A 23,777-nucleotide genomic window follows, 5' to 3' on the forward strand; every position below is an offset into this window, starting at 1 on the left:
GCTCGTGTGCGGCAGCTTACGGTGGGACGGTGACCACGCATCTGACCCACTGGGGCGCATTCGAGGCCGACAGCGACGGCGAACAACTCATGAACGTCCGGCCGTGGCGTGGTGATCCGGAGCCGACGCCGCTGATCGGCAATATCGCTTCGGCACAACACCACCCGACCCGTATCGATCGGCCGTACATCCGCAGGGGTTGGCTGGAGAGCGGTCCCGGTCCCGGCCCGCGCGGTTCGGAGGGTTTCGTCCCGGTGTCGTGGGAGCGGGCGTTGGACCTGCTGGCAGGCGAACTCGGGCGGGTGTACCGGCAGCACGGACCGGAAGCGGTGTACGGCGGTTCGTACGGCTGGGCCAGCGCGGGGCGTTTCCATCACGCGCAGAGTCAGTTGCATCGGTTTCTCAACTGTCTCGGCGGCTACGTCCGGCACGTGAACAGCTACAGCCTCGGCACGTCGACGGTGTTCCTGCCGTATGTCCTCGGCGACATCGGGTGGGTGACGCAACAGGCGACGGCGAAAGCCGTGCTGGCCGAGCATTCGGAGCTGGTGGTGGCTTTCGGTGGGTTGTCGCCGAAGAATGCGGCTGTGTCACCGGGTGGCGTGTCGCGGCACAACGCGCGCGGGTGGATCGCGGCGGCGCGGGCGCGGGGCTGCCGCTTCGTGTCGATCAGCCCGCTGCGCGACGACACTGCGCCCGAGGGTGCGGCCGAGTGGATCGCCCCGCTACCCGGGACCGACGTGGCGATGATGCTGGCGCTTGCCCAGGTGCTGGACGAGGAAGGATTGGCCGATCAGGAGTTTCTGCGCCGGTATGCGGTCGGCTACGAGCGCTTCGCGGAATACCTGCGTGGCGCGGCGGACGGAGTCGTCAAAGATCCAGCGTGGGCGGCGTCGATCACTGGTGTGCCTGCCGAGCGTATACGGACGCTGGCGCGCGAGATGGCGGCCGCGCGCACGCTCGTGACGGTGAGTTGGTCGCTTCAGCGGGCGCGGCACGGTGAGCAGCCGCTGTGGGCGGGGATCGTGCTGGCGGCGATGATGGGGCAGATCGGACTTCCTGGTGGCGGGTTCGGACACGGTTACGGGTCGGTGGCCGGTGTCGGCGAGCCGGCGCGTATGCCGGTGCCGCGATTTCCGCAGGGGCGCAACGGCATCGATATCTTCATCCCGGTCGCGCGGATCGCGGACATGCTGCTCAACCCGGGTGAACCCTATCGCTACAACGGTCAGGACCTGGTGTATCCGGACGTGCGGTTGGTGTACTGGTGCGGTGGTAATCCGTTCCATCACCACCAGGATCTGGCTCGGTTGCGGGCGGCGTTCACGCGCCCGGACACGGTCGTGGTGCACGATGCGTTCTGGACGGCCACCGCGCGGCACGCCGATATCGTGCTGCCGTCGACCATGTCCATCGAGCGCGACGATTACGGTGCGGGCGAGGGCGACAGCTCCTTGTTTCCGATGAGGGCGCTCACCCGCCCGCGCGCCGAGGCTCGGGACGATTATTCGATCTTCGCCGAGGCGGCCGATCGGCTCGGGGTCGGCACGGAATTCACCGAGGGGCGCTCCGTCGGCCAATGGCTGCGGCATCTGTACGAACAGTGGCGAGCGGGGCAGTCACGGCTGGGCCACGAGCTGCCGGACTTCGACACGTTCTGGACCGGCGAGTGCCTCGAGCTTCCGGTGCCCGACCCGCGGCAGGTGCTGGCTGCGGACTTTCGCGCCGACCCGGACCGGTTTCCGCTCACCACACCGAGCGGGAAGATCGAGATCTTCTCTGCGACCATCGATGGCTTCGGGTACGCCGATTGCCCGGGGCATCCGGTGTGGTTGGAGCCCGAGGAGTGGCTGGGCGGTCCGGCGGCGAGGCGATATCCGTTGCAGTTGGTGGCGAATCAACCGCGGACCAAGTTGCACAGCCAGCTGGACATGGGTGCGCACAGCCGGTCTGTGAAGATATCCGGGCGGGAACCGATTCGCATGCATCCCTCCGACGCCGCGGCTCGTGGCCTGCGCGCAGGTGAGGTCGTGCGCGTGTTCAACGAGCGAGGCAGTTGTCTGGCCGGATTGCTGGTCGACGACGGGGTGCGGGCTGGTGTGGCGCAGTTGTCCACCGGGGCTTGGTACGACCCGGATCCGGCCGATCCGACGTTCTGCCGCCACGGTAATCCCAACGTGCTCATCGCCGACCGCCCGTCCTCCACGCTGAGCCAGGGCTGCGCCGGGCAGCTCACGCTGGTGGAGATCGAACGCTATGCGGGTCCTCCAGCGGATGTGGAGGTGCTTCGCCCGCCCCGGATCGGAGTTGCGTCCGAGTCGTAGTCCACCGTTGGTGGTCGTGTCCGTGCGGTGCTCACACCGCCACACAGGTGGGCCTCGACGTTCACGGGACCTATCGCTCGGCGAACATCGTCTGGTTGTAGGTTGTGTTCGCTGATCGCTATTGCTGGTCCATATAAGCAGTGGTGATCGCGGAAGTCGAACAAAAGACACGAAAATATGGACAACGGATGGTTGTTCATGGAGGTGGCGGGTGGACCTGGATCTGGCGGCGCTGCGCGCGTTCGTCGCGGTGGTGGAGCAGGAGCAGTTCGGCCACGCCGCGGCTGTGCTCGGGATCAGTCAGCAGGCGGTGTCCAAGCGCATCGCGAAGCTCGAATCACAGCTCGGTGCGGAGCTTTTCGATCGCGGGCACGGCAGTAGCGTGCCGACCGGCGCCGGTGCGCGATTGCTGCCGTACGCACGGTCACTGCTGGCGGGCGCCGAGGAGGCGGTGCGGGCCGTTCGTGCGCAGGTGCGGCCGTTGCGGGTGGCGGTGCTGGGGAAACGGGCGGCCGCGACCGAGTTGATGGAGTTCTATCTGGCGCGCCATCCGCGCTGCGACACCGAGATCGTCATCTCGAACGCGATCACGACCTCGCGGGAGGCCTTGCGCAGCGGCCTGGTCGACGCAGCCCTGGCCCGCGCGTACGGCGGACCGGTGACGTTGCCCGGCGACATCGTCGCCGCGCCCGCGTATCTGGAGCCGTTGTATCTGCTGGTGGGTAAGGATCATCCGTTGGCGGGCCGGTCGACGATCGCGTTGCGGGAGATCGCCGGGCATCCGGTGTGGGTGCCGGGGGCGGCCACACCGTCGGAGTGGGCGGATTTCTATCGAGATCTCAGTGCGTTCAGCGGGGTTCCGGTCGACACCAGTGGACCGATGCTGAACTTGGCGCAGCTCGTCGAACGCATCGCGGACTCGTCGTCGCTGACGACCTTCAGCGGAGACGGTGGCCAGACGCCGTGGCATCCCAACCTGCGGCGTCTGATGGTCGTCGATCCCACTCCGGCGTATCCGCTGGCGCTGCTGTGGTCGGCGGGCAACCGGCATCCGGGGCTGCGTCCGTTGATCGAGCACGTCGCGCAGAACTACAACCGGGATATCGCGGCCGCCTGCTGGGTGCCCGAAGCCGATCGGGCGCTGTTCGCCGTGCCGGGCGCCGCGCCCGGCACGGAGTGTCCGCCCCTGCCTCTACCATTCCCCGGGTGACCGGATACGACCCGCTCGACGCCTTCGAGCATCTCGACACCTCGACGTTGCCGCCGCGGCAGCAGCGGATTCTCGCCACGATCCGGGAGTGGGTGCTGCGGCACGGGTATCCGCCGAATACGCGTGAGATCGGTGACGCGGTGGGTCTGCGCTCCACGTCGTCGGTGTCCAAGCATCTGAAGAGCTTGGAGGAGCGGGGTTTTCTGCGGCGCAGCCGGACGGTGTCGCGGCCGATCGATGTGCGGATGTTCCTGCAGGCGGGCGCGCGGCGGGAGACGGCGCAGGATTCGGTGGCGGTGCCGGTGGTCGGCGATATCGCCGCGGGCGCTCCGATTCCGGCCGAGGAGCATGCCGACGAGACGATGACGTTGCCGCGCGAGCTCGTCGGGCGCGGCACGGTGTTCGGCCTGCGGGTGCGTGGTGATTCGATGATCGACGCGGCCATCTGCGACGGTGATCTGGTGGTGGTCCGCCGGCAGCACGAGGCGCATTCCGGGGAGATCGTGGCGGCGATGATCGAGGGCGAGGCGACGGTGAAGGTGTACCGGCGGCGCAACGGTCACGTGTACCTGGAGCCGCGCAACCCCGCCTATGAGGTGATCGATGGCGACGAGGCGGTCGTGCTCGGCAAGGTCGTGTCGGTGATGCGGCGGGTCTGACCTCGCCGAACTGTGACGGCGCGATGCGGCCCGCGGTGACCGCCGTACCCTGAACGGCATGCTGACATCTTCCGGCGCCGGGTTCGAGCAGCTGGTGCGCTTGCTCGACGGGCGCCGGGTCGTCGCGCTGACCGGTGCCGGGGTCTCGACCGACAGCGGTATCCCCGACTATCGCGGTCCGTCCTCGCCGCCGCGCAACCCGATGACCTACCAGCAGTTCGTCGGCGATCCGGTCTTCAGGCAGCAGTACTGGGCGCGCAACCATGTGGGCTGGCGGCGCATGGACGCCTCGCGCCCCAATCCCGGGCATCGCGCGCTGGCGTGGCTGGAGCGGATGGGCGTGGTCACCGGGCTGATCACCCAGAATGTGGAGGTTGTTGTTCCGGCTGGCGTGTGAGTGTCTGATCTCGGCACGGGTGATCCGGCCGGGTCCGGTGACGGTGGTGGAGCGCGTCGCCCACGCCCGCAAGCAGGCTCAGTCCGAGACCTACGACCGGTTGGCGCATGAGTTCACGCCGGAACGGTGTGCCGAGCTGGATGCGTTGCTTGCCACCGACGTGTCGATCGGAATGTCACGGTTGCGGTGGCTGTCGACCGGACCGGTGGAAGCATCGGCGGAAGCGGTGAAGGCCGAAGTCGACAAGCTCGGGTTCTTGCGCGGTCTGGGCGCGGACAGCCTGGACATGTCGGAACAGATGCCGGTGGTGTCAGGCGTTGGCAAAGGCATCGAGTCCAGCACGAAGCTCAACAAGCACAGAAGGGTGATCGAACGGTCGATCGCCTGGCTGTTCGGCTACCACCGCCTGAGCATCCGATACGAGCGCTACGCCAACCACTTCTGCGCCTTCCTCACCCTCGCCGCCGCACTGACCTGCTACAAAAGGCTGGTGCAGGTGAGAGCGACAAAGTGAAGTCTAGGGTGTACCCGTGACTGTCACCTGAGACTCTTCGACGCCTGGCCTGCTCGTTCTGCCGTCGGGCCGAATGATACGCGGCCGAGCACTTCGTCGGCCGATGCCGGACGGTCCCGTGCCTGAATTCGGATTGTACCTGCTCGGAAAACAGCCTCCGGCCGTGGCGTGGTCCAGCAGATGGATTCGGTGGCCCGACTTCTGGTTGCCTTCAGATCGCACCGACGCCCACGGTGCACTGCAGGAGGCGTGGAAGCGAACCGCCGCCGAGCGAGTCGAGGTGGCCTGCAACGGCGGCCACGGCCGAACCGGCACGGCACTCGCATGCATCGCAGTGCTCGACGGCATCCCCGCAAACGAGGCAGTCGCCTACATCCGCACGCACTATTCACCGCGCGCTGTCGAAACACCTTGGCAACGCCGCTTCGTTCACCGCTTCACGACTTCAGCCGACCACTGACAAACAAGCCTCCACAAACCCGGCCAACTAAATGTCACGACGTGAGACACTCTGAGTCAGTACTGCTCTCCGGTACCGACACCACTGAGTTCGATCCTGTCGACACCTCGCCGGACATCGGGGAGGCAGAGTGTGTGGAGTGGACCCCGCGGTGGCGGCGCAGATCCTGCGGTCCTCGACACCCAGCGGGCACCGGCTGGTGCAGGCCCTGATCGCCGAAGGCGGATCCGCCCCGGTCGGCAGGATCTCAGAACTGACCGGCGACAGCCTGCTGCGCGCGGCCACGCAGTCACTCAACGTCGCGGCCCGGCGGGAAGGCGTCACCCGCGGCCTGCCCGAAGCGACGGCTGATCCAGGCAATCCGTTACCCGAATCCGCTCACCTCTCCAAGGTGGCCGCCTACTCATTTCCGACCGAGTCGATTCCGGCGTTCACCGCCGCGATCGAGCTCCTGGACGACCTGCACCACCGGCTCCACGAATGACCCGCCGTCATTCCCCGCGAAATGAACGGTGCATGGTGCGGAGGCTCGAGCTGACGCGCGACGACGGATCGACCGAACCGTTGCGCCCGAGGCACTCGATCCTTTCCAGCGCACTGTTGGCGAGTGCCGACCTGCAACGCATGGGCTAGCCAATGGTTCAGCTCCTGCATGAGCCACCGGGTCGGGAAGATGCGGCGGACCGTTGAACCGCACCTCGCCCGCGGAGGGCGACCCCGCCCCGGATTACCGTGAACCGGTCAGCTCGATCGCGCAGCGGATCGCGCGGTCGACCGTGGAGCGCGCCATTTTCATGCTGGCGGCGATGCCGTTCGACGTCGTGTGCGGCTGGGAGTAGGCCTCGTAGATCCAGGCCAGGATCTTGACTGGTTGGTGCCGGGCCGAAGCCCTGGTGGTCAATCGAAAACGTACGCAACGGCTCTGGCGCGAGGAAGGGCTGAAACGCCCCGTCCGGGTGCGTAAGAAGCGCCGGATCGGCCCTGGCCGCCATCAACGGCTGCGGGCGTCGCGACCGGATCAGATGTGGGCGTTGGATTTCCAGTTCGACCTCACCGTCGACGGCCGGCAGGTGCGGTTCCCCAACGTCGTCGACGAGTTCACCCGGGAAGCCCTCGCCGTCAAGGCTTTCCGGTCCTGCACCGCCGATGCGCCGATCGGCGTGCTCGACGAGATCATCGCGGCGACCGGGCGCAAACCCGAGCACATCCGCATGGACAACGGCACCGAGATGACCGCACACGCGATGACCGACTGGTGCCGGTTCACCGGGGTCGATGCGCCGTTCATCGACCCAGGACCGCCATGGCAGAACGGGATTTGCGAATCGTCCATCGGCCGCTTCCGCGACGAATTCCTCACCTGCGAGATCTTTCATTCTCTGACCGAGGTCCAGGTCCTTGCCGAGGACTGGCGCTTCGAGTACAACAACTACCGGCCACACGGATCGCTGGGCTTCCTCAGCCCCCACCGCATTCCGCCAGCAATGGTCACCGACCGAGTTCAACCAACCACTACAACTCACATGATCGGTGGACCTGAAAACGGGGCCCAGTCAATAGCAGGAATCGCTTTGACCATAGGCCGCAGCGCTTCAGCGTCGTTGGTGTTGGCGGCCGAGATACCCACCGACAGCGGGATTCCGCGCGGTCGGACAGCACGTGGATCTTCGAGCCGGGCTTGCCGCGATCAACCGGGCTCGGGCCGGTCAAAGGTCCCCCTTTTTCACCCGGACACTCGCCGCGTCGATGACCGCTCGCGACCAGTCGATCAAGCCTGCGCCGCCCAGCTCATCCAGCACGACGCTGGGGACTGCCCCCGGTTCGGTTGACTCCTGATCTGTGATGACTTCGGTCTTCGCAGTGGAAGGATCGTCATCATGCCCAAGCCGTTCCCTGAGGAGTTCCGTCGCGACGTAGTCGCGGTCGCCCGCAAGGGCGAAGCGCCGTTGACTCAGGTCGCCAAGGATTTCGGCATCTCGCAGAGTTGCCTGAAGAACTGGCTGAAACGGGCCGACATCGAAGACGGGGCCCGGCCTGGCGCCACCCCGGACGAGTCCACCGAGCTGCGGGAGGCCCGCAAACGGATCCGGCAACTCGAACAGGAAGCCGAGGTAATGCGTCGCGCGGTCGCCTACCTGTCGCGCGATGTCAACCCAAAATGATGTACCCGCTGGTCCTCGACCTCGCCGCCGACACCGCACCTGTGCAGGTGCCCGTCGCGGTGACCTGCCGGGTATTGGGCTTCACCCCACAGGCTTTCTATAAGTGGAAGAAAAACCCTGTATCGCAACGTGATCGGGACGACGCGCACCTGATCAACGCCGCCTACGACATCCACGCCGACGACCCGGCATTCGGGTATCGGTTCATCGCCGACGAACTGCCCGCGCGCGGGATCAGCGCCGGTGAGAACAGGGTGGCCAGACTCTGCTCGATCCAGCGGATCTGGAGCAGCTTCGCCAAGAAACGAGGGTTGAACCGCAAGGCCGGGCCGCCGGTGCACGACGACCTCGTCCAACGCGAGTTCACCGCGACCGCGCCGGACCAGCGATGGCTCACCGACATCACCGAGCACCCCACCAGCGAGGGAAAGCTGTATCTGTGCGCGATCAAGGACTGCTATTCCAACAGGATCGTCGGCTACAGCATCGACTCGCGCATGAAGGCCTCACTGGCGGTCAACGCTTTGAGCAATGCCATCGCGGTGCGGGCACCGGTCGGCACAATCGTGCACTCCGATAGGGGCAGCCAATTCCGATCACGAAAGTTCGTCAGCCTGCTGTCGCGCAATGGTTTACGCGGTTCCATGGGAAGGGTCGGAGCATGTGGTGACAACGCTGCCATGGAGTCGTTCTTCGCTCTGCTCCAGCGCAATGTCCTCGACCGGCAACGCTGGCCGACCAGGGCCGAACTGCGTCTGGCGATCGTGACCTGGATCGAGAGAACCTACCACCGCAAACGGCGACAACGCGGACTCGGCAAACTCACCCCAATCGAGTTCGAGACAATCAACCAGACCGCACTCGCGGCCTGAACCCATCAACACCGCGAGTCAACCAAAGCCGGGGCAGTCCCCTGTGCAGACGCCGCCACAGCCCGGCTTCGGTCCACACACTGAACCGGCGATGCGCCGTCGGCACGGTGACCTCGAACGAGGGCGGCAGCATCCGCCACGCACAACCGCTGGTCAGCACGAACACCACCGCGGTGAACACCGCACGCTCATCAACCGGGGCGGTGCCACCACCCTGCGGACGCGCAGTGAACTCCGGAAGCAACGGCTCGACGAGGGCCCACAACTCGTCCGGCACCAGAAGTCTCGACAACTCATCGACCACGAGTCGAACATCATGCAGCACATCACATTCCGGCGCAAAGCGAACGAATTACAACCACGTAAGACACGGTCTAAGCCCGCTGGTTCTTACTTACTTCGTCGTCATGTCAGGGTGGCCGGAGGTGCAACCTCCTCCGGCCACCCGACACCTGACGACAACCAACAACTGCCGAATGGCGTTTTCCGGTGAGGTGGGGGGCGGGTGATCGCCATGCGACGAAGTGGTCGGGACGCACGAGAAACGCTCCGTTTGGTCCGATGCCCGCGATATCAGTGAACGTGGCCATGTCGCCGTCGATGTGGCGAACTCGCAGTGCTGGCAGACCATTCGGGTTCTCGTTCGAGGCGACGATGCCACCGGGAAGGGAAACCCTGTGGCATCGTCGATTGCCGCAACCGCAGGGACGGGGGTCGAGCCGGCGACATCACGGTGGCCGGCATCTGCGGCGGGCTGCTGCGGCATCTGCACCGTCTCGTGCGGTTTTATTTATTGCTGAGCTCGAAGTGGCCGTGGTCCGCGTAAATGTGCCGCGGCATATCTGGTCCGGCCGCAGCGAGTTGCGCCATCTTCTCGCGGAACTCAGGATCTTGATTGTCACCTGCGCTTATGGACATGTCGACATCGGCCAGCCATCGAGGCACCGTCGCGAACCGGTCCACTACCTGGCTGTCGAGGTGCCAGACGAGGGTCACGGTGGTACCGGTCTCCTCGTACCAGCCCAGAAACTCGACGTTGTCTGCCAGTCGACGGTACGTAGGTTTCTGGATGGCGTGACGCCCCTTGTGAGGACCCTCGGTCAGCGTGTAGTCGATAAAACCGGCACCAGTGATCCAGGGGTCGAATTCCCAACCGTTGGGCAAGTACAGGTGCAAGCGTTGTCCGACGATAGATTTCAGCATTCGACAGTCCGGGTCGGCCGTGAAGCCAATCCCGATCCCCCTTTCAAGTGAGTTCCTGCGAACGATATTCGATGATCATCATCGCATAGGGCCGGAGACCTTGGTTGTAGATTGAGCGAAGCTTCGGTGTCGGTTGCATTGTGGCACAAAAGATTCCAGGGCATGGCTGCGGTGTTGGCAACTCGCGATTCGCACACGCGGAAGAGGACCGGCGGCGGCTTCGATGCTCACTGAGGTGATCTCACCAAGGTAGGCGACAGATTCCGACTCGTCCGGATCACGACAGAAACATCGGGGCCGGCTCCGGCCGCGGTGGCCAACCGGGAGCCAGAAGCCGACCACCACTCGCGGCCACCGCCACCGCACCCGGCGTCACCGCGCCAAGTTCGGCGAACCGCTCGGCGACCACGACCACGGCCCACTCAACCGCAGCCAGCGCATCCGCCCACGCCGATCCGGCTGCCTTCGGCACCCTCACATCAACCTCCCGCCGCCACGGCGAACCGGACGAATTCCGCCCGCACTACCTCCAGAGGACCAGACACTGGCCGCGCAACGCCGAGCACACGGCACCCCTGCGGCAGCCGGGCGCTGACCTGCTGGAAACAGGTGTTGATGCTGTTGGCATGGTTCCGCAAACACGAAGATATCGCGGTGCTCGGCGCGGCATTCGGCATCAGCCGTGCCACCTCCGACCGCTACCACCACGACGGCATCACCGCCCTCGCGGCCCAAGCCCCCGACCTGCACGAAGCCCTGTACCGTGCCCACGAGGAAGGTCTCACGCACCTGATCCTTGGACGGGAAGGTCTTCGGCGCCGACCGCTGCGGCGAGAAGACCACCAGCGTGAGAGGCGAGCAGATCGACGTGTGGTACTCCGGCAAAGCCCACAGTCCCGGTGGCAACGTCCAAGCCGTCTCGGCGCCAACCGGATTGCCGCTGTGGGTTCCCCGACGTCGGACCCGCCTCGGTGCACGACCTGGTTGCCGCCGCCCGCGACCACGTCCTACCCGCGTTGTACTGGGCAGCGGCACATCTGGACCTGCCGACCCTGGCCGAGCGCGGCTACGAAGGTGCCGGGATCGGCATACACACCCCGATCAAGCAACCCGCCGATGGCCGAGCCCTCGCCCCCAGGGAAACCGCACCTACAACGCGCTGCTCCGTGGGCTGCGCTCCCTGTGCGAGCGCGGCTTCGCCGTGCTCGTCGGCCCGCTGGCGCGCCCTGCGTCTCATTTCACGTGCAGCCCCGAAAGAATCGGCACCGTCGTCGAAGCCGCACTCGTTCTCACCCACTTCGAATACCGGCGCGTCAGCCGAAAGTTGGTGAGATCACTTCACTGGGGGATAGGCATCGGTGGCAGTTGCTCGAAAACGACCGGAAATGCCTCCAGCGCCCGGTGGAAGGGTCCCGGCCGCCAGACCAATTCATCTACGGGCACGGCTGGCGTCATGTCAGGCACCGCGGTGCACAACTGATCGATAGCATGCTGCGCGATCTCGTAGGCCAAGGTTTTTGCTGGGCAGCCGTGTGGTCCGCCGCCAAACGCCACATGTGCCCGGTTGCCGATGTGGCTGCCGCCGGGGTCGGCGGCCACGCGGATCGCAGGGTCGTTGTTGCAGGCAGCGAGGCTGACGACGATCGGCTGGTGTGCCTCCAAAAAGATTCCGTCGACCATGACCGGTCGACTCGGATATCTGAAGCAGAAGTTCGCCATCGGCGGGTCGATGAACAAGACCTCGTCGAGGGCGGTCATAGTCGACAAACTCCGACCGTAGTCACCGCCGAACGCCCCGTACCGAGTGTCGGTGAGCATCCGCAACAGTGTGTTAGTGATCAGATTGCGTTCCAGTTCGAAACCGGCACCATAAAAGCTCATCAGCTGAGCGAATACCTCAATGTTGTCGAGCGCGCTGGGGTGGGTCACCAGTCGCGAGGTTGCGTCCTTGTCAGGTTCGGGGTTTGCGCGCTTGAGCGCAATCAACTCCATCAGTGCGTCTTTGATCATCGTCATGCCCTGCTGAGCTGTGAGCGTGCTGCGCTGATCGAAACGCGCCGCCATACCGGTTGCGACCCGTTCCCCGATCTCCGCCGGACAACCGCATATCCGGTTGATGACGTCCAAGACCAAATGGAATGCGTAGTCAGCCATCAGATCGGCTGAACCGCGGCCACAGAACTTGTTGATCAGCGGGATAGCGATGTCCTCGACCAGCGCGCTTATGTTGTACAAGTCGACTCCGTCGATGCTCGCTACGGAGGCACCTCGATAGCGGTCGTGTGCGGCACCGCTGTTGTACCGCGCTGCGGGGAACCAGGCCATCATCGCCAGGACGGGTGTGTCCTGCGGAACGGTGGGCTGCCATTGTCGCGGATCTGACGGGAAGTGGTCGGGATCGTTGAGAATTTTCACCGCGGTCGTGTGGCTTATCACCAGCGTGGCCGGTACTTTCGGCGCCAGGTCGACCGGAACTAGCGAAGTATAACGGCGCCGCATCTCAGCATAGGCACGGTGCGGGTCGGCGGCGAAGTCGGGGTCGTACATCCGAAACCGCTCGGGTGCTTGGTGGAGGGGGGCGGTCGGGTGGGCCGGGGACGACTGCGAGGTCAAAACGTGGCTCCAAGTGGATTGAGTTAGGACGTGGATCGCGATGACGGATACAGACTCGAATTACGTTCACCGATTGGAAGTAACAGGCTCCTGTTCGGTGCCGGCATCGGCGACGACTTTTCTCTTCTGCGTTCATGCACGGGTCGATAGGCCGACGGGTAGCATTGAATCGCGCGTTTCATCGTGGACGCAGACCATCGCGGTGAGCGGTGTTGTCCATGAAATCGCCTCAGCGACATACTGATTCATGCGCGCGTGCCTTTCGTCAGGTCGGTCCAGAACTATAGTCCCCGCGATGAAGTTCGCAATCCCTGGTGCCTGCGGGCCGGCCGAGCCGACATAGCCCCGGGAGGGCGCACGCGGTCGCGAGGCGCGTCGAGCCTCGCCGCGATCCCGAGAGCGGGCTCGCGCGTAGGTCGTCGCTTCGCATGAGCAGGTCCGGGAACGAAGTTGTCCAGCAGCCACCCGGCTCCGCGCCCGAATCCATCGATGCAGTCTTTGCTCGGCGTTGAGCTCGCTTTCGTCGATTCCCTCGTACAGCGCCGGATCTTGCAGAGCTGGCAGACACGCCTTCACCGCCGTGAGGCGGCGAGAAAGCTCATCCGGATCCAGAGCCTCTGGGCGACGGGTGCGCGGAAGTAGCGACAGTAGACTGCGGCGGTACCTGTCTCTGTTGGACGGAGGATGTTGCCTCGAGCTGGAAGCCGATTCCGTTGATGCGGCCGGGTTCATGACAGGTTTTTCTCCGGGGGCGCAGATGGGGGTTTGTGAGCGAGAGGGTGTGGCTCCCCGGTCAGGACTGACAGCGCGTAGGCCACCTCTTCGATGGTCGCGCGGGTATAGATCAAGGTGACATTGTCGGAGTGGTTGCTGGCGTGTCCGGCATATGCCTTCGCGACGGCGTGGCCGAAATTGCGCTCTACCCATGTCAAGGTGGTGTGGCGCAGCCAGTGGCAGGTGATTCCTTGCTGCTTGACCCACGGCAGCTGCTTGCCGATCTGACTCCAAATGGTGGTGAAGCGCATTGTGCTGATCGGATCGCCGTTTCGGTAGCGCAGGAGTCTTTCGTGGGCGTTAACGGGAATCGGCCTGCCGTTTTGCGCTAGGAGATTGGTGGGATCTCGAGGCTGTACGCGTGAATCGTAATGGTCCACAAGTGCGCGCATGAGTGTCGGCGACACGGGTTGCCACCGCTCGGTGTTGCCTTTTTCACGCAGTAGGATCAGGCATTGGTGCTCGTCCAGATCCTGCTTCCTAAGTGCCAGGATGCCGGCCCGCCGACATGCGGTTTCTGTGCACAATCGAAGGATGAGGGTGGTGAGTTCCGGGTCATCGCCATACTCGGCTGCAACCCGGTTGATTTCAGCGAGACGGCCGGTCGGTATCGCTCCACGGCGAGATGGGCGCCGTCGAGGCTTGACCAGTCTGGCCGCGGGATTGCCGGTGGGCCGGATCAAATTGTCATCGACCGCGCGACGGTAGAGGCAGCGCAATGCGTTCGTAGTTGTCTGGGCGACGCCGATTCCACCACGGTCGCTACGCCTGATATCGCGTTGCTTCTGGAGTGTCGCAATGAGTTGTTTGAGTTCAGTGGTAGTCGGTTCGTCGAGTCGGCGACTCGGCCACATCTCGACGATTCGGTTCCAATAGCTACTGTATAAATCACGGGTTCTATTCGGAGGTATGGCCGCATATACGATCGGCACATACTCGGCGAAGGTTGGCATTGGCCGCTTCGACTGGGCGGCGATGAGGTCCTCTAGGGTCACTCCCAGCTTTTCGAGAAGCACCTGCGCGGTCTGCACTTCGACGTTCGATGCCGACATTGTCATTGGACCACCTCTGAGGAAGTTGTTGCCTGTGCTTGCCGTTCACGCGCAACCATGGCGTCGACAGCGTCGGAGGTGAACATCAGAAGGACGCCTTCGGACGGATCTGCGGCGAGGAGGATCCGATCAGCGGTGTGTACGCCGACTTTGCGGCGGAATTGAGCTGGAAGCCGGAGGTCGCCAGCAGGCGTGATCCATAGTTCCGGTTCGCCGAAGCGCCCGACGACGACAACGTTGCCCTCCAACCGGAAGCCGAGGCGCACGCCGGGGCACCAACCCAGCGTGGGGAGCAGTGCCCGATCGATCACTCTGCCTCTGGCGTCCACGCGCCGCACGCTGCAAAGCCACTGCGGTTCCCGCTGAGATGGACGCTGATACAGCGTCGTGACAGGACGGTCGTTGTGGACGTGTGCGTATCCGGCAACCTTGGCAACAGGACCTCGTCCGGGAAGTACCGGCGCCAAGATGTGGTTCACCACGCCCGCACCCGGGCTGGCTGCAGGCATGGTGCGGCCTGACGGCGGAAGGTGCCAGAACGGTTGTAGAGCACCTGCCAGGTTGCGAGATCGCTACGGAAATGTGCCCTAACCGGACTTAGACCGTGTCTCATGTGGATGATTTCGCGAGTTTCTTGTAACAGGTCAGCGCTGCGGCTCGGGTGAGGAAGGCGAGGAAGTGTGTGGCCTTGCGGCCGTAGCAGCAGGGCCCATCACTCCATCAACCGCACCGTAGGTCAGAATAGGTGCAGCGCAATGGTTTTGGGGCATGATGTTGCGGTGTCCGACGAAGAGATGAAGCAGAAGTCCTGGCAGCGGTGGATCACCCGGCTCCTGGGTCGTCCCGGCGAGCGCGGTGTAGTGAAACGGCGGAAGCCGGAGATCGAGATCCCCGCTGGCCCGCCGCCGAGCGAATTGGTGATCGTGGAGATCTGGGACGGCGACGGTCCGCAGGCCGAACGGGGCGATTTCGTCGAAGTCCACTACGTGGGCGTCACGTTCTCCACCGGAAAGGAGTTCGATTCGAGCTGGGAGCGCGCCGAACCGTTCGCATTCACACTGGGCGCCGGGCAGGTCATCAAGGGCTGGGACGAGGGTGTGCGAGGCATGCGAGTCGGCGGTCGCAGGAAGCTGATCATCCCGCCCCACCTCGCATACGGCGACCGAGGCGCAGCGGACACCGTCGTGCCGGGGGAGACGCTCGTCTTCGTGATCGACTTGATCGCGACCTGAACCTGTCTGCCGCCTCGGCCGAGGCGGCAGACAGGCCGTCCGAATGTTGTATCCGAGCTGGTGGCCCAGTTGGCGGCCCAGGCCGGCGCGAGCGGGCCTCGCGCCGCCACCCGAACCCGCCACCATCCGATTCGATCCCCCACCCGGCACCCACGATGTCGAAGCGCGCCACCCCGGCACGATCACCGTCACCGACGGGACGCTGCGGTCGGTCGAATGGATCGATGAAACGGGTAGATCGCTGCCGGGCGCAGCGGCACCCGACCAGCGAACCTGGACGAGCACCGAACCACTCGGCTACGGACACACCTACACCGCCACAGCGGTCGCTCACGGAGAAAACGGCGACGTCACCGCGACGACAACCTGCACCAACGGTGGACCGACTGGCTTCGCGGTGGCGCCCACCCACCCATGAACACGACTCTCCGACAGTGGCCGGACCGGATGCCAGAGACCCGGCATTGTAAAACGGCGATATGGTCTCGAGCCGCCGACTCGAAGGATCGGATCACTACTCCTGCCTCGGCAGCGCGTCGATGAACGATCACACCGATACCGCCTATCGGCCAGCTCGGTAGCCGACAACCAAAGTGACACTCCCAGGGACCGTCGTCACCATCACGTCCACCATCGCCGCCCCGCCCTGGCCGCCGACGGAGTCTCAGGGCCAACCGGAAAGCGGTCGACGTGTATGAGAAATCCGCACGGTGACGTTCACGTCGAGGCTGCCTGTTCGGCTGAACAATCTCGGTCTACGGCCCCCACCCGCTGCCCACTCGAGCTTGCGCATTCGGCGGGCTCCGCCGCACCCGCCCAAGGCCCAACCCGCTGAACGAACGGCCTGGACGGCAGCGGCGACTCATGCTGAACGTAGCGAATCCGGGATGACGGGACCCCGAAGCTCACCACAGGAAGGACGGTGTTGTCGGATAACCGAAGGCATTCGCCGAGTCGCTCTTATGATTGGGCCATGAATAGTGTTGTAGCCGTGCGGCTTTCCGGTTGCGCACGTGTTGCCGCCTAATGTCTCAGCCGGTGCGTGCGCCTGGTTTCGTCAGGCGGTACACGACATCGATCCGCAGATCTGGGACTCCTGGTGGGCCTCACTCGAACGGCGGGTGAACGACGGAACCGACGTGATGTGGCACGAGCCGTGGCCGCACGATTACTGGGTAGCACAAGGGATCCGGTACTCCACGATCGGCTTCGCGATACAAACCTGGAGTCAGCGCGGCCCCCTGGACGACTGGCCGCTACTGGAGGCCGAGCGAACGGGCATGGTTCCGGTCGACCTCGGCCGGACATCGAACTCCGCCGCCCTCGACGACGTGGTCGCTGAAGCAGAGCCGCTCGACTACCGGCGGGCGGAATGCCTCGATCGGCTGATTCCGCTCCTTCGAGACGATGAGCCGCAGCAGGATGGACGTCCGACGCAGCGGATGCTACAGGCGGAATTCGTTCGAGCCTGGCTGAGTTCGATCACTGGTAGCGCACTTTCGGGCCTGCTGTTCGCCGAAACAACCGACGCCGATCTGCTCTACCAGGAGACCCTGCAACGGATCGAGCAAGTTCTGGAGATCGTGGAGTGGGTCGACCAGCCGCAAATCGACCTCGCCCGCGCCATCGAGGCCTGGTATGCGGCGCAATGGCACGACCTGCAACCAAGTCTCGTCCCCACTCAACAGGGGCAGCCCCTTTGGTGGCGGGACCACTGGTTCTGGTTGGCCCATGCATGGGAGCGTGAAGCCCTGCGCGAGGCCATACACCTAGTGGCAGAGCTTCTGGTCTGTCCGCCCCTTCTGGCCGCAGTGGGTCTCGTAGCCACCAGAGACGGTCCCGTGAACGCCCTCGGGTTGTGTGTCCTGCGGCGCTGCGCTTTGGGATTGCGGGCTCTGGCATGGCTGGAGGAAGCGATATCGCATCCGTGGCAAGACGTCCGGCTGGCAGACATCGTCCTCTTCGCATTCAGCGCTGTCGCTCCGTGGTGGCCGCGTCCCTCGCTCGCGATCAGCCACAGATCCGGCGATGTGAAACCGACGCTGCTGACGCTCGGTCTATGGGGCGCTGCCCACGTCTCCATCGATGCGGTGACAGTCCCAGCGGGTGAAACCAACAGCGGGATGGTGTGGCGCCTCTTCGCGGCGGCGCCGGTGATCGCCCGCGTACGTTCGAGCAGATACGGTGGCAGCCTCTGGTGCAGGCGCGAGGCGGAACTCACGCAATATCTCCGGGATCGATCCGACTTCCTCCGCGGCCGTGTTGTCGCGGATCTCACGGTCTCCAGCTTGACGGCGGTCGACCAGGAATTCGCGGCACGGCGACTGCTACAGGACCGGGCAGGGCGGCGAACACCCGAGTTCCCGCCGAACACTCTCGTGATCGACGTGCCGAGCGTCCCGCGCTTGCTTGTCGACGTGTTCGCGGCTGTATGCACGTTGCGGTTGCTGGTCGGCCTCCTTCGCGATGTCGACACAGTCAATCGCATCGCAGACGACCTGTTCACCGATCAGCTCATCACTATCGCACCACCGACCAACCACCCGCTGGGCTGGGCGATGCATCGCGCGGCCTTCCGGGCATTGCCAGGATACGGGCGCAAGCACCAGCGGTCACCGGTACGTCTGGCCCGGGACTATCCTCCTGCGGAGTTCGCACTGGACGTCCAGGAGGTCGTAGACCGAGTACCTGATCTGAGCCGATGCTGGACCGCGGACACGGATCTGCTGGCCGCATTGGAGTGGAACCGTGAGATCCGGCGCTGGTTCTCGGATCGCTGGGACTCGCAGCGCGTCGTCATCGACTGCCGACCGCTCGATGCGGCGGCATTCGCTGCCGACCCGAGCCACGCCATCAAACGCGGCATGCTACGACTTCGCACCGAGGCCATCGTTTTCCTCATCCAGCAGGCCGAACAGGCAGTGGACGTTTGGCCGACGATGAAGGAATTCGATCCACCGATCCTCACCGTCTACCTGCCCGATCAACTGAGATGGCTCGGCCAGGCATTGATGCTGCCAACATGGGTCGTCGCCTACTGCTCGCTTCCCACACTCGAGTTCGCGCCCAGCCTCGTCGACGCAATGTTCGCAGCACTGGCCGACCAGTTCGCCGCCCACCCCTCCTTACCTGCGCCCGCGAACTACAGCGATGTCTTCGCCCTCGGGATCGGGCCGGAAAGCCCGCTGTACGAAACACTGAAAATGGTTCGCGAAGATGAGGAAGAGCCGCCGTCCTGATTATCGGGATGGCTGTCGACCGGTGTAGTGCGGGCCTGAGCTCACCGGTTGTCGAGGGGAACTCCTGGCAGCGGCGACAACCTTCCTTATCGCGTGGCGGCGGCGCCGCAGCCGCGCGTCTGGAACGGTCCGGTTGGTTCGCAGCAGTTCGCTCTGTTGTGGCTAGGAACGAACCACGGCGTGGTCTCGCCTCTGCTTGCTCCTCGTACGCCGCGTGGCTGTAGGACCTGAACACATAGAAATCCTCGGCCCCGCGGGCAGGGAACGAACTCGACGAGGTTCCGCCCCCCGCGCAACCGGCCCAACGGCCAGGCAAACACCACCAGCCACCTCCATAGCCGATCAGCTGGCCTCGAATCACCGACGTGATCGCTCAGGGATGGTGGAGCTTGTTCGCAGTCCCCCGTGGTCTCGCGAACGCAGCCGAGGGGCTTCAACGAGCACGCCGACGAATCCCGGGCATCGCTGGGCTGGCAGCCTCCAGCAGTCTCGCCATATCTGAACCAGGAACGTGCTGCTGACTCTGCACGTTGCCGACTCGCTGATTCTCCGGTAGGAGAACAAGTCCGCCCCGTGGTAGCCGTCACTGGGTCGCCGCGTCGCGCACGTCGGAATCAGGATCTGCGGCCAACCGTGCCAGCAGTGCGCGCGCGTCGCTGCCGCGGTACCGGCGTAAGGCGGATGCAAGGCCGCAACGGACTTCCGGGTTGGGGTGATCGATCAGGTGTGCGACATCAACGACGTCGCCGCGACTCCTTCGAGCCAGCCCGTAGAGAGCGTCGATCAGATCATCGTCGTGGTCCGCCTCACGCACTCGGGCCAGCAGTTGCGGTTTGGTCAACTCCGGCTCGTCTGTGGCGAACCGGCGACGAATGTCAGTGGCCTTGAATTCACCGCGCCCCAAGCACGCCGGACACGCGCAGGGCCGCCGACCGTGCGCGTTCGGGTGATACCGCCACCCCGTTACCTGCCGCACAGGCCGGATCCGACGTAGTTCGACAGATGCGATCGCGCGAGGCACCAGGATCTCATACCCTCGTGCGTCCCCGGCGTGAAGAATGACCGAAACGGCCTCAGCGGCAGTCAATTCTGTCTGCGTTGCACCGTAGTGTCCGACGAGGACCGGTTCGTCGTCGGGAATCCGGAAGTCCACCGCGACGATCAGCCGCTGTCCGCCGCGGCGCAATTCGCGCAACCATTGATGCGACAGCACGTAAGACGGCATCACCGGCATACAGAACACTCCGCGACGGAAGCCGTTCGCCGCGATGCCCGCACGGCGGATACGCCGCGCGTTCTTCTCCGGCGTCAGATGCACCATCAGGGCCATAGGTCGAGCCTAGTGACCCGATGGTGGAGAGGAGGACCCGTCCGGTTAACTGCTGGATCTGGCCAGCTGATCTGCGGGTCAGGTCGACCGTGGCGTCGGGTGCTCGCAATCCGGGGCGACCGATGGGGTGTAGACGATGTGACCACCGGAGTCACAGAACCGGACCGGAACAGCCCCCAGGGTCTGTGGATCTAAATCTTCTGCGCCTCAATAGAATATGTCCGCCGGGATGGGCTGATACCCTTCGCTGGTGACCGAGCGTCAGCGCGACCCTATCGTGTCGAGTGCGGCTGCTGTGCGGACGAGTGAGGTGAGGCTGGCCGGGTCGGCCTCGGCGGTGTTGATGCAGCCGACAACATTGTGCAACCTCAACTGCACCTACTGCTACCTGCCGGACAGGAAGCAGTCGAAGCGTATGCGTGTGGAGGTCGCCGAAGCCGTGGCCGTCGGCGTCGGACAGTGGTCCGAACAGCACCCGGTGACCATGGTGTGGCACGGTGGTGAACCGCTCGCGGTGGACCCGGACTACTTCCGCGCCCTGGTGGAACCGTTCGGGTCCGGTGCGGCCCATCCGATCACTCATGCGGTGCAAACCAACGCCACGCGTATCGACGAGACGTGGTGCGAAGTGTTCGCCGATGTCCCGGTCCGAGTCACGGTAAGTATCGATGGCCCCGACGAAGTCAACGACTCGCGGCTGGACTGGTCGGGGCGCCCGAGTGCCGCGCGGGCCATGCGCGGAATCGACACCCTGCGCCGTGCGGGTATCAGCTTCAGCATGATCGCCGTCGTATCCGACTTGTCGCCGGGGTCGGCCGGCCGGCTGTACCGGTTCGCCTGCGAGCTCGGGTGCGAAAACCTCGGCGTGAACCTGGCCGAGAAGAAGGGCGTCTACATCGGCGGGCAAGAACCGCAGACCGGGGTCGTGGCTTTCTGGCAGGAACTGGCGGCCTGCTGGCAGGCCGACCCGCGCATCCACGTCAGGGAGCTCGACCATGCCTACACCTATATCCGCGAAGAGCTCTCCGGAGCCGCCCCGCAGCGCGCCGAGCACCCGATCCGACCCCTGCCCCTGGTGACCTGGGACGGCTATTACCTGCCCATAGGCGCGGAACTGGCCGGGTTCCGCTCACCCCAGCACGGCGAATTCACCGCCGGTAACGTCTTGGAGACACCGTTGACCGTCCTGGCGGTTCGCGCGGACGAGGTGGCCTGGGTCGCCGAAGCTCTGACCGGTATCGCGAACTGTCGTAAGCAGTGCGAGCACTTCTCCTACTGCCGCGGCGGCCAGGTGGCCAACAAGTACTTCGAGACCGGCCGCCTGGACACCACCGAAACGGCGTACTGCCGTACCAGCAAGATCGACCTCATGGAAGGAATTCTGCGCCATGCCGAACACACCCGCACTTGAGAAAGACGTTGAGTCCACCGTCACGCTCACCGAGCGGATCGAGGCCAGCCGCGACGCACTCACCCAAGCATCGGCACAAGCCGGCGAACGCTACGACAGCGCCGGCATCTTCGGCTGGTGAACTGACGAACAGCCAGCCCTGACCGGCCGGCTGAGGGGTTGCTCGACATCCCTGCACAGAATCGAGACCCGGCCGGACAACCCCGGCCGGGTCTCGCTGTTCGAGGAGCAGTTGCACAACGACTACCGGCGGCGGTACGACGCTCCGGAACTGTGATGGGACCAATCGCTCGCGGACGACGCGAAGACATGGGCTGACCATGCCATGAAGACGGACTGCAAATGGGCGGTGGTTTGACCGGGCGTTTGGCCAACATGGGGTGCTGGCGGGCCGGGTAGGCGATGCCGTGGAGATCGGCTGCTCGAACCGCGGCGTTTGCATCTGCGTGCTATCTCCAGCTCGGTTGCGCACCTCCTGAGGTAGCTTCAGTGCGTAGCGCGACCGGTCACCTCGCCGACCCCGAAGCGGAACCGCTCAGCAAGCAGGCCAGAATGCTGAAGTTGCGCGGATCGCAACTAACCGGTGTACCAACCGAATTCGTTTCCTGCGGCACAGGTGTGCCGGTGTCCGCAGACGCGGCCGCGGACAGAGAGATGCTGGTGGCGAGCACCGCGCCGACGCAAACCCGGCAAGCTGCACGCCGACAAGGCATACGACACCGCCGAACTGCGGCAATGGGTGCGAAACCGCGCGATCGGCGTCCACATCACCCGCAAAGGCATCGAATCCTTCCAGCGCCTCGGCCGTCACCGGTGGATAATCGAGCGCACGATTTCCTGGCTGACCGGCTATCACCGCCTCAACATCCGCTACGACCGCAAGGCCACCCACTTCCTCGCCTTCCTCACCCTCGCTGCGGCACTGACCTGCTACTAGAACCTCGCCAAATCAGCCACGTGAGACATGCTCTAAGGCAAATCAACTCAGTGGCAGTGAGACACGCCACGATCTATCGCACCAATGGGGGATGATCGGAGTCACGACCGACAGTGCCGCCCCCTCTGACCAAACAGCCTGATTGCCGAAGGAACTCGGCCCGATCGCATTGCGTCTCGCCCGAGTAGACCTACTGGCCCAGGAACTTGGGGAGTTGGCTGCGGCTTGGTCTCTCAACAGCCCGGTCGGCATAGAGCAGATCGCCCAGGAGTCCGGCGAACTGGCGGCTGTGGTGATCGGCGTTAGACCGATCCCGCCGTTGGCGTCGATGTTGTTCAGCGAGGCAATCCACCACTTGCGTGCCGCGATGGAGAATGTGCCGTTCTATCTCGTGGAGGAAGAACGTGGTTCGGCGATCCCCGAGAAGGACTCGCCGAGGATCAAGGTTCCGGTTCAAGACGACGCTACGAAGTTCTCTTCGTGGCAGGACTCGGTGAAGAAGCACATCCCCGAGTTGGTGGCAGGAACCACACTCGGCGATCGCCTGATGAAGCTGCAGCCGTATATCGATACGGCGTCGCGCGTCCCGTCGATCAGTGAGCTACTGGGACGCATGATGGGCGTCAATGTCGACTACGAACACCCGATGTTGCTGCTGCAACGCTATCCAAACATCGATAAGCATCGCGTCATCCGCATGGCGGCAGCACGGACAATATTCAAGCGCGGAGACGCGCCGATGGTCAATGTCAGCCTTGAATTTCAGAACCTGGAGCCCGGGACAGTGCTGGCAACCACACGGCCGGGTGAGCCAGTGATGCTGGAGCTCAACTCGGCCGTCATGGTCGAACGTCCGGACAGCCCAACGATGGTCGGTCCGATGGTCGAATTGAGTTACCTGCACCGTCACGTGGCTGAAGTTGTTATCCCGACGCTTGTCACTGGGCGGTCTCTGCCGCAGTCGCTGCCGCCCGCGATCGATCTGGGTAACAGTGGGAAAACCGTGCACGAAAGGATTCAAGCGGGGGAGTGGTCCTATGCTCACAACCGCTGGTCCTCCGCGGCGTTCGCGAACTTCGACGAGTGGTCGAGCATTCCGCCCGAGATTCTTGAAACCGCTCAACCTAATACGGGTGCGGAGGAGTAGACGCCGCTCCGATTACAACTTTTGACGCGCCCGAGACAATCGATTCGCGACGGAGACCCGGCGCGACATCGTCGACGAAATCAGTGAACTCGTTGACGCGCAGCTCGACAACTCCAGCAACCGGTCCGGATATGAATTCAACGCCAACCGAGAACGCTGCCGACACTGCGGCGGCTCAAATCACGCGACGCATGCGCGACATGCGACGCTGCGGCGGTACGACGAAGAATACGGGTACGCC

The 23,777-nt window shown here is 64.4% G+C and carries 19 protein-coding genes and 5 pseudogenes; 17 read left to right on the forward strand and 7 right to left on the reverse strand.

Annotated elements, in window-relative coordinates; translation table 11 throughout:
• The first annotated feature begins 29 nt into the window (after positions 1 to 29).
• The 9 genes and pseudogenes from M8859_RS21355 to M8859_RS36915 form a co-directional block, all read left to right on the forward strand.
• Positions 30 to 2,324: a molybdopterin guanine dinucleotide-containing S/N-oxide reductase gene (locus M8859_RS21355; RefSeq protein ID WP_308221218.1), complete on the forward strand. Its 2,295-nt coding sequence runs from the start codon at positions 30 to 32 to the stop codon at positions 2,322 to 2,324.
• 211 nt (positions 2,325 to 2,535) lie between these two features.
• On the forward strand, positions 2,536 to 3,534 hold the full coding sequence (locus tag M8859_RS21360; RefSeq protein ID WP_236565786.1) for a LysR family transcriptional regulator: 999 nt from the start codon (positions 2,536 to 2,538) through the stop codon (positions 3,532 to 3,534).
• A complete protein-coding gene (gene lexA, locus M8859_RS21365) occupies positions 3,531 to 4,193 on the forward strand; it encodes a transcriptional repressor LexA (RefSeq protein WP_159930718.1) in 663 nt (220 codons plus the stop codon). Before M8859_RS21360 ends, lexA begins: the two co-directional genes overlap by 4 nt.
• A gap of 58 nt (positions 4,194 to 4,251) precedes the next feature.
• Positions 4,252 to 4,572 (forward strand): annotated as a pseudogene (locus tag M8859_RS21370) (Sir2 family NAD-dependent protein deacetylase); the annotation flags it as partial.
• Positions 4,568 to 4,882: pseudogene (locus M8859_RS37300) on the forward strand (Tn3 family transposase); the annotation flags it as partial. The pseudogenes M8859_RS21370 and M8859_RS37300, both read left to right, overlap by 5 nt.
• Positions 4,883 to 5,177: 295 nt before the next feature.
• Positions 5,178 to 5,564 carry a protein-tyrosine phosphatase family protein gene (locus tag M8859_RS21380; protein WP_249644769.1) on the forward strand — a complete coding sequence of 129 codons (387 nt, stop codon included), beginning with the start codon at positions 5,178 to 5,180 and terminating at the stop codon, positions 5,562 to 5,564.
• A 139-nt stretch (positions 5,565 to 5,703) separates the two neighbouring features.
• Positions 5,704 to 6,048, forward strand: a complete 345-nt coding sequence (locus M8859_RS21385; protein ID WP_249644770.1) for a hypothetical protein — start codon at positions 5,704 to 5,706, stop codon at positions 6,046 to 6,048.
• A 202-nt stretch (positions 6,049 to 6,250) separates the two neighbouring features.
• Positions 6,251 to 6,403: a hypothetical protein gene (locus M8859_RS21390; protein WP_159930720.1), complete on the forward strand. Its 153-nt coding sequence runs from the start codon at positions 6,251 to 6,253 to the stop codon at positions 6,401 to 6,403.
• A 117-nt stretch (positions 6,404 to 6,520) separates the two neighbouring features.
• Positions 6,521 to 7,018: pseudogene (locus M8859_RS36915) on the forward strand (integrase core domain-containing protein); the annotation flags it as partial.
• A 104-nt stretch (positions 7,019 to 7,122) separates the two neighbouring features.
• On the opposite strand, the pseudogene M8859_RS21400 reads toward M8859_RS36915, so the two are convergent.
• Positions 7,123 to 7,363: pseudogene (locus tag M8859_RS21400) on the reverse strand (transposase); the annotation flags it as partial.
• 78 nt (positions 7,364 to 7,441) lie between these two features.
• Here M8859_RS21400 and M8859_RS21405 point away from each other — a divergent pair.
• Positions 7,442 to 8,598 (forward strand): IS3 family transposase gene (locus M8859_RS21405; RefSeq protein WP_195070763.1). Its coding sequence is split into 2 segments (ribosomal slippage): positions 7,442 to 7,721 and positions 7,721 to 8,598, totalling 1,158 coding nucleotides; the frame shifts between segments, so codons are not numbered across the junction.
• A gap of 40 nt (positions 8,599 to 8,638) precedes the next feature.
• Here M8859_RS21405 and M8859_RS21410 read toward each other — a convergent pair.
• The 5 genes and pseudogenes from M8859_RS21410 to M8859_RS21430 all read right to left on the reverse strand — a co-directional run.
• A pseudogene (locus M8859_RS21410) lies at positions 8,639 to 8,875 on the reverse strand (transposase); the annotation flags it as partial.
• 509 nt (positions 8,876 to 9,384) lie between these two features.
• A complete protein-coding gene (locus M8859_RS21415; protein ID WP_159930973.1) occupies positions 9,385 to 9,801 on the reverse strand; it encodes a phenolic acid decarboxylase in 417 nt (138 codons plus the stop codon).
• Between the two features lie 1,338 nt (positions 9,802 to 11,139).
• Positions 11,140 to 12,348 (reverse strand): cytochrome P450 family protein, encoded by a 1,209-nt coding sequence (locus M8859_RS21420; RefSeq protein WP_159930974.1) that lies wholly within the window; start codon positions 12,346 to 12,348, stop codon positions 11,140 to 11,142.
• A 794-nt stretch (positions 12,349 to 13,142) separates the two neighbouring features.
• Positions 13,143 to 14,246: a tyrosine-type recombinase/integrase gene (locus M8859_RS21425; protein WP_195070765.1), complete on the reverse strand. Its 1,104-nt coding sequence runs from the start codon at positions 14,244 to 14,246 to the stop codon at positions 13,143 to 13,145.
• The gene (locus M8859_RS21430) at positions 14,243 to 14,569 is read right to left on the reverse strand and encodes a hypothetical protein (RefSeq protein ID WP_195139675.1); all 327 of its coding nucleotides are present in this window, start codon (positions 14,567 to 14,569) and stop codon (positions 14,243 to 14,245) included. Before M8859_RS21430 ends, M8859_RS21425 begins: the two co-directional genes overlap by 4 nt.
• Positions 14,570 to 15,100: 531 nt before the next feature.
• Between M8859_RS21430 and M8859_RS21435 the strand changes: the two genes are divergently transcribed.
• From M8859_RS21435 to M8859_RS21445, 3 genes are all read left to right on the forward strand, one after another.
• Positions 15,101 to 15,472 carry an FKBP-type peptidyl-prolyl cis-trans isomerase gene (locus tag M8859_RS21435; protein WP_195070881.1) on the forward strand — a complete coding sequence of 124 codons (372 nt, stop codon included), beginning with the start codon at positions 15,101 to 15,103 and terminating at the stop codon, positions 15,470 to 15,472.
• Positions 15,473 to 15,515: 43 nt separating this feature from the next.
• The gene (locus M8859_RS21440) at positions 15,516 to 15,890 is read left to right on the forward strand and encodes an Ig-like domain-containing protein (protein ID WP_195070767.1); all 375 of its coding nucleotides are present in this window, start codon (positions 15,516 to 15,518) and stop codon (positions 15,888 to 15,890) included.
• A gap of 595 nt (positions 15,891 to 16,485) precedes the next feature.
• On the forward strand, positions 16,486 to 18,711 hold the full coding sequence (locus M8859_RS21445; protein WP_195070768.1) for a hypothetical protein: 2,226 nt from the start codon (positions 16,486 to 16,488) through the stop codon (positions 18,709 to 18,711).
• A 583-nt stretch (positions 18,712 to 19,294) separates the two neighbouring features.
• Here M8859_RS21445 and M8859_RS21450 read toward each other — a convergent pair.
• The gene (locus tag M8859_RS21450) at positions 19,295 to 20,041 is read right to left on the reverse strand and encodes a HEAT repeat domain-containing protein (RefSeq protein WP_249644771.1); all 747 of its coding nucleotides are present in this window, start codon (positions 20,039 to 20,041) and stop codon (positions 19,295 to 19,297) included.
• Positions 20,042 to 20,291: 250 nt separating this feature from the next.
• Between M8859_RS21450 and amcB the strand changes: the two genes are divergently transcribed.
• The 4 genes from amcB to M8859_RS21470 all read left to right on the forward strand — a co-directional run bounded on the left by amcB (position 20,292) and on the right by M8859_RS21470 (position 23,536).
• The gene (gene amcB / locus M8859_RS21455; protein ID WP_249644772.1) at positions 20,292 to 21,452 is read left to right on the forward strand and encodes a cyclophane-forming radical SAM peptide maturase AmcB; all 1,161 of its coding nucleotides are present in this window, start codon (positions 20,292 to 20,294) and stop codon (positions 21,450 to 21,452) included.
• Positions 21,430 to 21,573 (forward strand): hypothetical protein, encoded by a 144-nt coding sequence (locus M8859_RS21460; RefSeq protein ID WP_195070771.1) that lies wholly within the window; start codon positions 21,430 to 21,432, stop codon positions 21,571 to 21,573. The genes amcB and M8859_RS21460 overlap by 23 nt, the downstream gene beginning before the upstream one ends.
• A gap of 462 nt (positions 21,574 to 22,035) precedes the next feature.
• Positions 22,036 to 22,389 carry a transposase gene (locus M8859_RS21465; RefSeq protein WP_372492928.1) on the forward strand — a complete coding sequence of 118 codons (354 nt, stop codon included), beginning with the start codon at positions 22,036 to 22,038 and terminating at the stop codon, positions 22,387 to 22,389.
• A gap of 142 nt (positions 22,390 to 22,531) precedes the next feature.
• The gene (locus M8859_RS21470) at positions 22,532 to 23,536 is read left to right on the forward strand and encodes a hypothetical protein (RefSeq protein WP_249644773.1); all 1,005 of its coding nucleotides are present in this window, start codon (positions 22,532 to 22,534) and stop codon (positions 23,534 to 23,536) included.
• Positions 23,537 to 23,777 lie beyond the last annotated feature (241 nt).

The organism is Nocardia sputi (assembly GCF_023501985.1).

Excerpts from the sequence above, each read along its gene's own strand:
- M8859_RS21425 (WP_195070765.1), bottom strand. The coding sequence starts at position 14,246 with ATGACAATGTCGGCATCGAACGTCGAAGTGCAGACCGCGCAGGTGCTT.
- M8859_RS21450 (WP_249644771.1), bottom strand. The coding sequence starts at position 20,041 with ATGGCCCTGATGGTGCATCTGACGCCGGAGAAGAACGCGCGGCGTATC.
- M8859_RS21380 (WP_249644769.1), top strand. The coding sequence starts at position 5,178 with ATGATACGCGGCCGAGCACTTCGTCGGCCGATGCCGGACGGTCCCGTG.
- M8859_RS21460 (WP_195070771.1), top strand. The coding sequence starts at position 21,430 with ATGCCGAACACACCCGCACTTGAGAAAGACGTTGAGTCCACCGTCACG.
- M8859_RS21420 (WP_159930974.1), bottom strand. The coding sequence starts at position 12,348 with ATGTACGACCCCGACTTCGCCGCCGACCCGCACCGTGCCTATGCTGAG.
- M8859_RS21440 (WP_195070767.1), top strand. The coding sequence starts at position 15,516 with ATGTTGTATCCGAGCTGGTGGCCCAGTTGGCGGCCCAGGCCGGCGCGA.
- M8859_RS21415 (WP_159930973.1), bottom strand. The coding sequence starts at position 9,801 with ATGCTGAAATCTATCGTCGGACAACGCTTGCACCTGTACTTGCCCAAC.